The 12,783-nt window shown below is 71.4% G+C and carries 10 protein-coding genes and 1 pseudogene; 9 read left to right on the forward strand and 2 right to left on the reverse strand.

What is annotated here, in order from left to right:
- Window positions 1-360 precede the first annotated feature (360 nt).
- Window positions 361-870: a metallopeptidase family protein gene (locus tag ACQPZG_RS21540; RefSeq protein ID WP_433549495.1), complete on the reverse strand. Its 510-nt coding sequence runs from the start codon at window positions 868-870 to the stop codon at window positions 361-363.
- A 274-nt stretch (window positions 871-1,144) separates the two neighbouring features.
- Here ACQPZG_RS21540 and ACQPZG_RS21545 point away from each other — a divergent pair, with 274 nt between their 5' ends.
- The 8 genes from ACQPZG_RS21545 (at window position 1,145) to ACQPZG_RS21580 (ending at window position 10,340) form a co-directional block, all read left to right on the forward strand.
- The gene (locus tag ACQPZG_RS21545) at window positions 1,145-1,570 is read left to right on the forward strand and encodes a DUF3499 domain-containing protein (protein WP_433547371.1); all 426 of its coding nucleotides are present in this window, start codon (window positions 1,145-1,147) and stop codon (window positions 1,568-1,570) included.
- Window positions 1,571-1,681: 111 nt separating this feature from the next.
- On the forward strand, window positions 1,682-3,046 hold the full coding sequence (locus tag ACQPZG_RS21550; RefSeq protein WP_433547372.1) for a phosphomannomutase/phosphoglucomutase: 1,365 nt from the start codon (window positions 1,682-1,684) through the stop codon (window positions 3,044-3,046).
- Window positions 3,047-3,651: 605 nt separating this feature from the next.
- Window positions 3,652-3,834: a Trm112 family protein gene (locus tag ACQPZG_RS21555; RefSeq protein WP_362418180.1), complete on the forward strand. Its 183-nt coding sequence runs from the start codon at window positions 3,652-3,654 to the stop codon at window positions 3,832-3,834.
- A 248-nt stretch (window positions 3,835-4,082) separates the two neighbouring features.
- Window positions 4,083-5,225, forward strand: coding sequence for an SIS domain-containing protein (locus ACQPZG_RS21560; RefSeq protein ID WP_433547373.1), 1,143 nt, complete (start codon window positions 4,083-4,085; stop codon window positions 5,223-5,225).
- A 64-nt stretch (window positions 5,226-5,289) separates the two neighbouring features.
- Window positions 5,290-6,513 (forward strand): mannose-6-phosphate isomerase, class I, encoded by a 1,224-nt coding sequence (manA, locus tag ACQPZG_RS21565; RefSeq protein WP_433547374.1) that lies wholly within the window; start codon window positions 5,290-5,292, stop codon window positions 6,511-6,513.
- 128 nt (window positions 6,514-6,641) lie between these two features.
- On the forward strand, window positions 6,642-7,607 hold the full coding sequence (locus ACQPZG_RS21570) for a cation diffusion facilitator family transporter (RefSeq protein WP_433547375.1): 966 nt from the start codon (window positions 6,642-6,644) through the stop codon (window positions 7,605-7,607).
- A 494-nt stretch (window positions 7,608-8,101) separates the two neighbouring features.
- Entirely contained in the window at window positions 8,102-9,559 is a 1,458-nt protein-coding gene (gene ahcY / locus ACQPZG_RS21575; RefSeq protein ID WP_433547376.1) for an adenosylhomocysteinase, read from the forward strand.
- 142 nt (window positions 9,560-9,701) lie between these two features.
- Window positions 9,702-10,340: a hypothetical protein gene (locus ACQPZG_RS21580; RefSeq protein ID WP_433547377.1), complete on the forward strand. Its 639-nt coding sequence runs from the start codon at window positions 9,702-9,704 to the stop codon at window positions 10,338-10,340.
- Between the two features lie 409 nt (window positions 10,341-10,749).
- On the opposite strand, the pseudogene ACQPZG_RS21585 reads toward ACQPZG_RS21580, so the two are convergent.
- Window positions 10,750-11,637: pseudogene (locus ACQPZG_RS21585) on the reverse strand (RDD family protein); the annotation flags it as partial.
- A gap of 126 nt (window positions 11,638-11,763) precedes the next feature.
- Here ACQPZG_RS21585 and ACQPZG_RS21590 point away from each other — a divergent pair.
- Window positions 11,764-12,771 carry a stage II sporulation protein M gene (locus ACQPZG_RS21590; protein ID WP_433547378.1) on the forward strand — a complete coding sequence of 336 codons (1,008 nt, stop codon included), beginning with the start codon at window positions 11,764-11,766 and terminating at the stop codon, window positions 12,769-12,771.
- The last annotated feature ends 12 nt before the right edge of the window (window positions 12,772-12,783 follow it).

The following is a 12,783-nucleotide window of genomic DNA, read 5'->3' on the forward strand; positions in this document are numbered from 1 at the left end:
CGGACGCCCCGGTTCCGTAGCACCGCGGGCGTGTACGGGTCCCGGTTCCCTGTGCACCGCCGGCGTATACGGATTCCGGCCCCGTGCGCACCTCCGATCCGTACGGATCCCGGCACCGTCCGCGCCTTTGACCCGTACGGATCCCGGCCCCGTGCGCACCTCCGACACCTGCGGAGCCCTGGGGCGTACGCACCTCCGGCGCACGCCGATCGCCGGTTCGTGTGAACGGAAGTGATCGCAAAGGCCCTCCCGCGCGAGGGGGGCCTTTGCGGTCAGAAATGGTCGGGAACGGTCGAGTCCGGTCCTGCCGTAGTGGGTGCAGCTCGGCGCGGGAGCGTGTGTGCCCCCAGAGGGCGGGGCTCAGTCCTGGCCGTAGCGCGGATCCACCGACTCGGGAGCCAGCCCCAGCAGCTCGGCCACCTGCTCGACGACGATCTCGTGCACGAGCAGCGCCCGCTCGTCCCGGCTCTTCGTGCGGATCTCCACGGGACGCCGGTAGACCACCACGCGTGCCGGGCTGCCCTCACCCGTGCTGCCCGACGCGATCACCCCACCGAGTGGAACCGGCTCGTCCGTCCAGTCGTCCGACCCCTCCGCGCTCGGCGCGCGGGGCACGTCGAGCACCAGGAAGTCGACCTCGGAGAGCTGCGGCCAGCGTCGCTCCAGCCGCTCGACGGAGTCCCGTACGAGATCGCCGAACACCTCCGCCCGGCTGACCGAGAGCGGCACCTGGGGCGGTGCCACCGGGCCGCGCATGCCGCGGCCGTGCCGGTCGCGCCTGCGCGGCCGGGGGCCGGCGGGGGGCGGTTCGGCGGGCTGGGAGCCGACTGCGTGCGGCCCGGGGGATCGGTGCGGTCCGGAACTGTCCATCACTGACGCAGCGTAGCCCTCCCGCAAGCCTCACGATCCGGCCTCCGGCCGGGCGCCGCGCCTGTCCCCGGTTGATCGTTTCAGCCAAGCAGGGGCTCGAAATCACGCCTGTCCACGACCGCACGCCCTCGTCAATCGGCGCAAACACGGCGCCCGCCGACCGAAATGACCGGACCGATCCCTCCGCTCCGCCCCCTTCCCGCAGGTCAGCGCGGCCACCCCGGGGCCACGCAGGGGAACGCCCCGGGGGCGACACGGTGGGGTGACGTCGGGGGTGAGTCGTCGCGGCCCGTTCAAGAGTGCGGTACCGTCCAACCTCGTGAGCCCTGTACGTCGCTGTTCGCGCACCGCGTGCGGCCGCCCTGCCGTCGCGACACTGACGTACGTCTACGCGGACTCGACCGCAGTTCTCGGTCCGCTCGCCACCTACGCCGAGCCCCACTGCTACGACCTGTGCGCCGAGCACTCGGATCGGCTGACCGCGCCCCGAGGCTGGGAAGTGGTCCGGCTCTCCGACAGCTCGGGCCCCGCCCGTCCCAGCGGTGACGACCTCGAAGCCCTCGCCAACGCCGTCCGCGAGGCCGCCCGGCCGCACGAACGTGCCGCCGAATCCGACGCCAACAGCGCGCGTACGGCCAACCCCGCCGCACCCTCCACCACCCGGCGCGGCCACCTGAGGGTCCTCCGGTCGCCCGAGTAGTTCTCCCCGTAGCGTCTTCCCTCCTGAGAGCTCCGCACGGACCGCACGGCCCGCGGTACCCCCGCACGGGTAGTTTTGGGGCACCGAACAGGAATTTCAGGAGGGGTGGCCGTGGCTGCTGATCTGTCACAGATCGTCAAGGCGTACGACGTCCGGGGAGTCGTCCCCGACCAGTGGGACGAAACCCTGGCGGAACTGTTCGGAGCCGCTTTCGTACGAGTCACCGACGCGGACGCGATCGCCGTCGGCCACGACATGCGGCCCTCCTCGCCCGGTCTCTCGCGGGCCTTCGCCCGCGGCGCGGCGGCCCTGGGAGCGGACGTCACCGAGATCGGCCTCTGCTCGACGGACCAGCTCTACTACGCGTCCGGCGCGCTGAACCTCCCCGGCGCGATGTTCACCGCCTCGCACAACCCGGCGCAGTACAACGGCATCAAGCTGTGCCGCGCCGGAGCCGCCCCGGTCGGTCAGGACACCGGCCTCGCGGAGATCCGCGCCCTGGTGGAGAAGTGGTCGGAAACCGGTGCGCCGACCCCTGCCACCTCCCCGGGAACCCTCAGCTCCCGCGACACGTTGCAGGACTACGCGGCCCACCTGCTGTCCCTCGTCGACCTCTCCGCGCTCCGCCCGCTGAAGGTCGTCGTCGACGCCGGCAACGGCATGGGCGGGCACACGGTGCCCACCGTCTTCGCGTCCCTGCCGCTCACCCTCGTCCCGATGTACTTCGAACTCGACGGAACGTTCCCGAACCACGAGGCGAACCCGCTCGACCCGAAGAACATCGTCGACCTCCAGGCCCGCGTCCTCGCCGAGGGCGCCGACCTCGGTCTCGCGTTCGACGGCGACGCCGACCGCTGCTTCGTCGTGGACGAACGCGGCCGGGGGGTGTCCCCCTCCGCCGTCACCGCCCTCGTCGCCGCCCGAGAACTCGCCCGCAACGGGGGGCAGGGCACGGTCATCCACAACCTGATCACCTCCTGGTCGGTCCCGGAGGTCGTCCGCGAACACGGCGGCACCCCCGTGCGGACCCGCGTCGGCCACTCGTTCATCAAGGCCGAGATGGCCGTCTCCGGTGCGATCTTCGGTGGCGAGCACTCCGCGCACTACTACTTCAAGGACTTCTGGAACGCGGACACGGGCATGCTGGCCGCTCTGCACGTCCTGGCGGCGCTCGGCGGGCAGGAGGGCCCCCTCTCGGCCCTGGTCTCCTCGTACGACCGCTACGCCGGCTCCGGCGAGATCAACTCCACCGTCACCGACCAGGCCGCCAGCACCGCCGCGGTCGCGGCCTTCTACGCCGACCGCGACGACGTCACCCTCGACCACCTCGACGGCCTGACGGTCACCGCCGCGGACTGGTGGTTCAACCTCCGCGCCTCGAACACCGAACCCCTCCTGCGCCTGAACGTCGAAGCCCGCGACGAACCCACCATGCGCCAGATCCGCGACCAGACCCTCTCCCTCCTCCGCCCCTGACCCCACCCACCCCGGCCCCACTCGTACTCCACTCCCTCCCTCCCGGTAGCTCCCTCGGCGGCGGCGCGTCCGACACGAGCCCCCTTGGGCATCGCGATCGCTCGCTACGTCACCACGTCTGGCCACCACCGGACCCGCCCCCACGCCACACCCGTGGGGGCGGGCCTGCCTCTACGTCAGCGCCCGTGGGCGGCGGGCTCGCCTTTGCGGCAGTGCCCCCAACCGCCGGGTCCGCCTCTACGTCAGCACCCTTGGGCGGTGCGGCCGCCCCCCGGGGGCGCGGGGGTACCTCCCTGTGCGAGCGAAGCCGAGTGCTTGGGGGAGGGCGGGCAAGGGGGCGGCCCTCGGCGGACGCCGCCTCCTTGCCCTACGCCCCGCCCCGGTACGCCCTCACCCGCACCCACACGCCCCACCCGCACCTCCCACGCCCTCACCCCTCACCCCGTCCCACCCCGGAACCCGCACCCCCAACCCCCTCCCCCCACCCCACCCCGGCGGTACGCTGACCTCGCCCAACCCGTACACGCACCCGCGCACCTGAACCCCGCGCACCCCGCACCCCCGCACCGCACCCGCACCCCGCACGCTCTGAAGGGACCCACCCCATGCCGCTCGAAGCCGGCCTCCTGGAGATCCTCGCCTGCCCGGCCTGCCACGCCCCGCTCGGCGACGAGACGGCAGCGGACACCCCGGAACTGATCTGCACGAGCAAGGACTGCGGACTGGCCTACCCGGTACGCGACGGCATCCCGGTCCTCCTCGTGGACGAAGCCCGCCGCCCCGCCTGACCCGACCACCGCCAGGCCGGACCGCCGTCAGGCCCGGCCACCGCCAGGCCCGGCCGATGGACGCCGAGGCCGGGCCACCACGCCCGGCCCCCGGCCACCCGGGCAGGCCACGCCCAGGGACCCCGGCCACCTCCCGGAAGTCGACCCCCGTCCCCCGGGAGCCGCCGCCCCGGCCCCGGCCTCGGTCCCGCCCCCTCCTGGCACCCCGCAAGTCCCAAGCCGCGCAAGGCGATCGGAGGCTTCACCCCATGCTCGACGAGTCGCTGCTCGACGCCCCGGAAGCTCTGGCACGAGCCGACCACCGCGGGCTTCTCCGCGGTGCGGCCGAGGCCGGAGCCCGGGTACGCACCGCCGCCCGGCACGCCACCGAGGCCGGCCTCGCCGAACTCAAGCCGGAGGGTCGCCCCCGCGCCGTACTGATCGCGGGCCCCGGCATCGCCGCCGTGGGGGTGAGCGACCTGCTGACCACGCTCGCGGGCGCCGCCTGCCCGGTGACCCGACTGAACCCGACCGGCGTCGCCCCCGCCGCCGGCGCCCTGCGCTGGACGCTCCCCGGCTGGGCCGGCTCCGTCGACCTCCTGCTGCTCGTCACGACGGACGGCGCCGAACCCGGCCTCGCCCTCCTCGCCGAACAGGCGTACCGCCGCGGCTGCACGGTCGTCGCGGTCGCCCCGCAACGCTCCCCGCTGAGCGAGTCCGTCAGCGGCGTGCACGGAGTGGTCGTGCCCATGGCGGCCGCCCCGTACGAGGAGTACGACAACGGCACCTCCGCGGGCCCCGGCGCCCTCTGGGCCCTGCTCACCCCGCTCCTGGTCCTGCTCGACCGCGTCGGTCTCCTCTCCGCGCCCCCCGAAACCCTCCAACTCGTCGCCGACCGCCTCGACCACACGGCCGAGCGCTGTGGCCCGGCCGTCGCCACGTACAGCAACCCGGCCAAGACACTCGCCACCGAGCTGGCCGACTCCCTCCCGCTGGTCTGGACGGAAGGCACCGTCGCGAGCCCGGTCGGCCGCCGGTTCGCCGCCGTCCTGGCCGAGCTGGCGGGCCGCCCCGCCCTCGCCGCCGAGCTGCCCGAGGCGCTGCCCGCCCACGGCATGCTCCTCACCGGCACGTACGCCGCCGGAGCCGACCCGGAGGACTTCTTCCGGGACCGCGTGGAGGACCCCCAGGCCCTGCGCGCCCGGGTGGTACTGCTGCGCGACCGCCCCGCCGGCGGCCTCACCGCGGCCCCGGCCGCCCGCGAACTCGCACTCGGCCACGACACGGCACTCAGCGAACTCGAACCCGCCGAGGGCGGCGAGCTGGAAAGCCTCGCCGAACTCCTCGCCGTCACGGACTTCGCGACCGCTTACCTCTCCCTCGCCGCATCCGCACCTCCGCCCGCCGACTGACGCTTCCCGGCGGACGTCCGCCGGATCGTCTCCGCCCCAGGGCCCCGGACCGGAAAGAGCCACCATGGACCGCCTCGACAACACCGTGCGCCCCTATGCCTGGGGTTCCGTGACCGCCATCCCGGAACTCCTCGGCACCGAGCCCACCGGCGAACCGCAGGCCGAGCTGTGGATGGGCGCCCATCCCGGCGCGCCCTCCCGACTCACCCGCACACGCAGCGCGGGAGCGGCCCAGGACGGGACAGCACAGTCGTACGCCCTGTCCGACGTCATCGCCGCCGCACCCGAGACCGAACTCGGCCCGGCGGCGGTGAGGAAATTCGGCCCGCGACTGCCGTTCCTCCTCAAGGTGCTCGCCGCCGGAGCACCGCTCTCGCTCCAGGTCCACCCGGACCTCGCCCAGGCGCAGGAGGGGTACGCCGACGAGGAACGCCGCCGGGTCCCGATCGACGCCCCGGACCGCAACTACAAGGACGCCAACCACAAACCCGAACTGATCTGTGCACTCACCCGGTTCAACGGACTGTGCGGATTCCGAGTTCCCGCCGAATCGGCCGAGATCCTCGAATCCCTCGGCGTCGACTCGCTCAAGCCGTACGCGGACCTGCTGCACGCCCGCCCCGAGGAGGCCGCCCTGCGTGAAGTCCTCACCGCGGTCCTGGCCGCCGACCGCGCCGAGATCGCCGACACGGTCACGGAGGCGGCCGCCGCGGCCGGACGCCTGGCCGCCGCCCCCGGCACGCCGCCCCGCGAAGCAGCCGCTCACGCGATGACCGCGTCCCTCGCCCACCACTACCCGGGCGACCCGGGCGTCCTCGCCGCGATGCTCCTCAACCACGTGGAACTGCAGCCCGGTGAGGCCCTGTTCCTGGGTGCCGGCGTTCCGCACGCCTACCTGGACGGCCTCGGCGTCGAGATCATGGCGAACTCGGACAACGTCCTGCGCTGCGGCCTCACCCCCAAGCACGTCGACGTCCCCGAACTCCTGCGCGTCGTCCGCTTCGAGGCCACCGATCCCGGCGTTCTGCGCCCCGAAGCCGCCCCGGACGGCGAAGAGCTCTACGTCACCCCGACCGACGAGTTCCGGCTCTCCCGGTACGTCCTGCCCCAGGACGCCGCCCCGGTACGTCTTCCGGCCGGCGCCCCGCAGATCCTGCTCTGCACCGCGGGCACGCCCCGGGCCGGTGAACTCCCGCTCAGCCCAGGCCATTCCGTGTTCGTACCGGCGGGCGAACACACCGAACTGCGCGGGCCCGGCACGGTCTTCCGTGCCACCGTGGTGACCTGACGCACCAGCGCCCCACACTCACCACCCGAAGCTGCAACAATGTGCGGCCGCACCTCCATGTGGCGCTTCGGCCGCAGCATTCAGGACATCCCCGTCCACCAGGAATTCCAGAAAGGAACCCTGTACCCATGAGCGCGTCAGGCGGCACCAAGGCAATCGTGGCGGCACTCGTCGCCAACCTCGCGATCGCCGTCGCGAAGTTCGTGGCGTTCCTCTTCAGCGGCTCGTCCTCGATGCTCGCGGAGAGTGTTCACTCGCTCGCCGACTCCGGCAACCAGGGCCTGCTCCTGCTCGGCGGCAAGAAGGCCAAGCGCGAAGCCACCCCGCAGCACCCCTTCGGCTACGGCCGCGAGCGCTACATCTACGCCTTCCTCGTCTCCATCGTGCTCTTCACCGTCGGCGGCATGTTCGCCATCTACGAGGGCTACGAGAAGATCCACGACCCGCACGAGATCGAGGCCTGGTACTGGCCGGTCGGCGTACTCGTCTTCGCGATCATCGCTGAGTCGTTCTCCTTCCGTACGGCCATCCAGGAATCCAACGCGACCCGCGGCCAGCAGTCCTGGAAGGACTTCATCCGCCGCGCGAAGGCCCCCGAACTGCCCGTCGTCCTCCTCGAAGACCTCGGTGCGCTCGTCGGCCTGGTCCTCGCGCTCGTCGGCGTCAGCCTGGCCCTCATCACCGGCAACGGCGTGTGGGACGGCGTCGGCACCCTCTGCATCGGCATCCTGCTGATCATCATCGCGATCGTCCTCGCAGCCGAAACCAAGTCGCTCCTGCTGGGCGAGTCGGCCGGCACCGACGAGGTCGACAAGATCAAGGCGGCCGTCGTCGACGGTGAGACGGTCACCGGCCTCATCCACATGCGCACGCTCCACCTCGGCCCCGAAGAACTCCTCGTCGCCGCCAAGATCGCCGTACAGCACGACGACACGGCCGCAGAGATCGCCCAGGCGATCAACGCCGCCGAGGACCGCATCCGCGCAGCCGTACCGATCGCACGGGTCATCTACCTGGAGCCCGACATCTACAGCGAGACCGCGGCCGCCACGGGCAAGAACCCCGGGAGCACCCCGGCCGGTCCTGCCCACTGACGCGCTCCGCCCCGAAGGCCCCCGCCCATCCGGACGGGGGCCTTCTCGCGTCCGGCACCCCGTCCACGCGCCGAAAGCAGGTCGCTCCGCGAATGCGGGCGCCACACAGCCCCGAAGGCGCTTCGCCCCACGCCGAACGGACATTTTCCAGCCGCGCCCGAAACTCCCGCAGCAGATCCCCTCCGCCGCGTCCGACCAGCGACACCCTCCCCACCACCTGCACAGAAAGTCCTGAAGGTGCCGGATGTGCCCCGGCTGCCACACGACTTCCGGCCAGGATCAGACCCCGGACGGGCTGGGGGCCGCTGGGCCGATCGGTGTAGGTTCGTAACCTAGCCAGACGTCGCTGCTGATGGCGGTCGGGCGGTCCGCAGGACCGGCCGAGGGAGAGAGGGCCTCCGACGGACTGCGCTGCGAGTGCTCGGGCATTCGTATGCCCGCCGCCGCAGATCAGCCGTAACCGCCTCGCACCACTTCACGAGGAGCAGCACTTCATGACGACTGTCGCCACCGACCAGGACTTCAAGGTCGCCGACCTCTCCCTCGCCGCCTACGGCCGCAAGGAGATCACCCTCGCCGAGCACGAGATGCCCGGCCTGATGTCGATCCGTCGCGAGTACGCCGCCGCGCAGCCGCTGGCCGGCGCGCGCATCACCGGCTCGCTGCACATGACGATCCAGACGGCCGTTCTCATCGAGACCCTCGTCGCGCTCGGCGCCGATGTCCGCTGGGCCTCCTGCAACATCTACTCCACCCAGGACCATGCCGCCGCCGCCATCGCCGTCGGACCGAACGGCACTCCCGAGGACCCGCAGGGCGTCCCGGTCTTCGCCTGGAAGGGCGAGACCCTTGAGGAGTACTGGTGGTGCACGGAGCAGGCGCTGACCTGGCCGAACACCGCCACCGGCGGCCCGAACATGATCCTGGACGACGGTGGCGACGCCACCCTCCTCGTCCACAAGGGCGTCGAGTTCGAGAAGGCGGGTGCCGCTCCGGACCCGTCGACGGCGGACTCCGAGGAGTACGCGCACATCCTCACGCTCCTCAACCGCACCCTCGGCGAGAGCCCGCAGAAGTGGACCCAGCTCGCCTCCGAGATCCGCGGCGTGACCGAGGAGACCACCACCGGTGTCCACCGCCTGTACGAGATGATGCGCGACGGCCACCTGCTCTTCCCGGCGATCAACGTGAACGACGCCGTGACGAAGTCGAAGTTCGACAACAAATACGGCTGCCGGCATTCCCTCATCGACGGCATCAACCGTGCCACCGACGTCCTCATCGGAGGCAAGGTCGCCGTCGTCTTCGGTTACGGCGACGTCGGCAAGGGCTGCGCGGAGTCGCTGCGCGGCCAGGGTGCCCGGGTGATCATCACCGAGATCGACCCGATCTGCGCCCTGCAGGCGGCGATGGACGGCTACCAGGTCTCGACGCTGGACGACGTCGTCTCCATCGCCGACATCTTCGTCACCACGACGGGCAACAAGGACATCATCATGGCCTCCGACATGGCCAAGATGAAGCACCAGGCCATCGTCGGCAACATCGGCCACTTCGACAACGAGATCGACATGGCCGGTCTCGCCAAGGTCGAGGGCATCGTCAAGGACGAGGTCAAGCCGCAGGTCCACACCTGGACGTTCCCCGACGGCAAGGTCCTGATCGTGCTGTCCGAGGGCCGCCTGCTCAACCTGGGCAACGCGACCGGCCACCCGTCCTTCGTGATGTCCAACTCGTTCGCGGACCAGACCCTGGCCCAGATCGAGCTGTGGACCAAGCCGGAGGAGTACCCGACCGACGTCTACGTGCTGCCCAAGCACCTCGACGAGAAGGTCGCCCGCCTCCACCTCGACGCCCTCGGCGTCAAGCTGACGACCCTGCGCCAGGAGCAGGCCGACTACATCGGCGTCCCGGTCGAGGGCCCGTACAAGCCGGACCACTACCGCTACTGAGCCGACCGGCACCACGCCGCTCACCAGCAGTCGACAGCCTCGCCGCAGCACGGCGCCGGCTGTCGGGCAGGCCCCCGGACTCCCGCGCCGGGGGCCTGCCCCGTGCCCGCCCCCGTGCGATCCGCAAGACCCGAAGGACCCCATGCCCCGCGGCCGCTACTCACTTCACGACACCCACGATCACACCCCTCTCGGCGAAGAACACTTCCACTGCGCACCAGGTCCCTCCGGCTGGCGCTACGTCTCTCAGACCACCACCCCTTCCGGCCGCCACGCCGGCTCCGTCGACCTCGCCCTCGACGAACTGGGCCGCCCCATCCGGCTCGAACTCCACGCCTCCAGCTGGCAGGTACGGGGAGCCGCCCTCGACGGCGTCACCTGGGTCCGTACCGACCCGACCGGCGAGCACGCCACCGAAGGCAATGTCCGCGCCCATGCCTTCACCGGCACCTCCCCGGCGTTCCTCGTCGCCACCGCCCGGCTCCTGCGCCTCACCCCCGCTTCCCCCGCCACTCGCGTCCGCCTGGTCGCCTTCACCGACCCCGTCCTGGCACCACGTACGCTCGACCAGTCCTGGGCCTTGGTGAAAAGCGAAGCACACACCACTGACAACGGTTCCCTGACGGTGGACGAGTACCAGGTCAGCGCCCTGGACACCGGTGAACAACACCTGATCCACCTCGCGGGCGATGTCGTGCTCTCCGCACCGGGAATCGAGCTCGAACACCTCGAAACGCCCCCGTCGGTCTTTCCCGCGCATCCCGGCAGCACCGACGCCTGACCCACCGACGCCTGACCCAACGCCCCGACCCTTCGCGGCAAGCACCCCGCACCTAAGCAGGGGGAACGAACCCGGTTCCCCGGGGTTTGCCGCCCGACGACCCGCCTCCCGTCCCGGTCCGCGAGCCACTCTCGGCAGCAGGCACCGGAACCTCAGCCAACGGCACGGCGGCCTCAGCGGCCCCAGCAGTCCCGACGCCCGCATCCGTCGAGTTCGGCACCAGGGACCCCGACGCACTCTCCGCCGCTCCCTGCCTCACGACCCCGTCCGCACCCTCGGTCACAAGACCACCCGGCTGTTGGCTCCACACCTCACCCGCATCCTGCGCCACACCCACACCCACACCCACACCCACACCCACACCCACACCCACACCCACACCCACACCCACACCCACACCATGAGCCTGCGAGTCACCCGCACTCCGGCTGCCACCCGCAGACCGGGGCGCAGCCTCCCCCGGCCCCTGTACCCACGGCCCCTCCGCCTCGTGAGTCACAGCACCAGCATCCGCACCCTTCGGCCCGACCACCCCGCCAGGAACAGCCGCGTCCCGGAACGCCCGCCGGGTGTCGCGTAGCTGCCGCTCGTGCACCACCGCCGCCAAGTAGGCGGCCGCAGGTACGTCCTGAGGTGCCGACACCCCGGTGAACCCGGCCAGGTCCCCTGCCAACCGCTGCGCCATCGCCCCGCCCACCTGAGGGTCCAGCTGTCCCATCCGCGTCAGGTACTGCCGTACGGCCAGCCACAACCCGTCCGGCACGCGCGACAGATCCAGCCCGGTGAAACGCGCCGCCAGCCAAGGCGGCGGAGGCGGCACCGCACCGGCCCGCCCCGCCGACACCCGCTCCCGCACCACGAGCGTTCCCGCGAGAACATCTCCGATCCGGCGTCCTCGCGGAGAAACGAGCGAGGCGACGCAGGCCACGACGCCGAACGTCCCCAGGATCTCGACGACCCCCACCGCGCCCCGTACCAGCGCATGGCGGAACCGGATCGGCCCACCGTCGTCCCGCACCACCCGCAGTCCACAGGCCAGCTTCCCCAGGGAACGCCCATGCGTCAGCGTCTCCACCGCTATCGGAGCCCCCACCAGCACCAACAGGAACGAAGCCACCATGACGGCCGCTGTCGCCGCGTCATCCAGCGAAGCGGTGGCCAGCGCCAGCGCCAGCAGCACCCCGAGGTAGGCCGCCCACACCACCACCATGTCGATCAGCAACGCCAGGGCCCGAGTCGGCAACTGTGCCGGGCGCACCCCCAGGACCACCGCGTCGCCCGTCACGAACCGACTCATCGCTGCCCACCTCTCGCAGACCTTCCCCGCCCCTGAAATCCTCAGTCTGCCAAGCTGACCCGCAGCGCGCGCAGTGCTGTGTTTCCCCGCCGGACCCGGACCCAGTGCCTGGAGCAGCAGCCGACCATGGACCTCGACGTCTTCGTGACCGCCCACCACGCCGAGTGGAACCGCCTCGACCAGCTCCTGACCCGCAGCCGCCGGCTCTCCGGCGCCGAGGTCGACGAACTGGTCGCTCTTTACCAGCGCACCGCGACCCATCTCTCGCTGCTCCAGTCGACCACCCCGGACCCGACGCTCGTCTCCCGCCTCACTCAGCTCGTGGCCCGTGCCCGTGCCGTCGTCACCGGCACCCGACGAGCCTCGTGGCGGGACGCTGCCCGGTTCCTGACCGAGGGCTTTCCGGCCGCCGTCTACCTCTCCCGGCGCTGGTGGATACCCACTGCACTGCTTTCCACAGTGGCGGCAGCTGTGATCGGCTGGTGGATCGCCGGCCACCCCGAAGTCCAGGCGTCCATCGGGGCCCCCGCCGACCTCCGCGAGATGACCCGGCCCGGCGGCCAGTACGAGTCGTACTACTCCAGCCACCCGGCAGCCTCCTTCGCAGCCCAGGTCTGGACGAACAACGCTCAAGCAGCCGCCATGTGCCTCGTCCTCGGCGCGTTCCTCTGCGTGCCGGTGCTCTGGATCCTTTTCCTCAACATGCTCAATCTGGGTGTCGGCCTGGGTCTGATGTCCGCCGCGGGCCGCTTGGACACGTTCCTCGGCCTTGTCCTTCCGCATGGACTTCTGGAGCTGACCGCCGTCTTCGTCGCCGCCGGTACGGGCCTCCGCCTCGGCTGGACGCTCATCGACCCGGGGCCGCGCACCCGTAGGGCTGCCATGGCCCAAGAAGGCCGAGCCGCCCTGGGAATGGCCATCGGTCTTGCACTGGTCCTCTTCGTTTCAGGGCTGATCGAAGGTTTCGTCACCCCCTCCGGCCTCCCCACTTGGGCTCGCATCGCGATCGGGGTTGCAGCGGAGCTCGTCTTCCTCCTGTACGTCTACGTGCTGGGCGGCCGGGCTGCCCGAGCAGGTGAACGAGGAGACGTGGAACCAGCGGACCGGAACCCCGAACTTCCCACCGCTGCATGAGGTGCGTGCAGC

This window comes from Streptomyces sp. CA-294286, from assembly GCF_050947155.1.
In the GTDB taxonomy this organism is placed as follows: Bacteria; Actinomycetota; Actinomycetes; order Streptomycetales; family Streptomycetaceae; genus Streptomyces.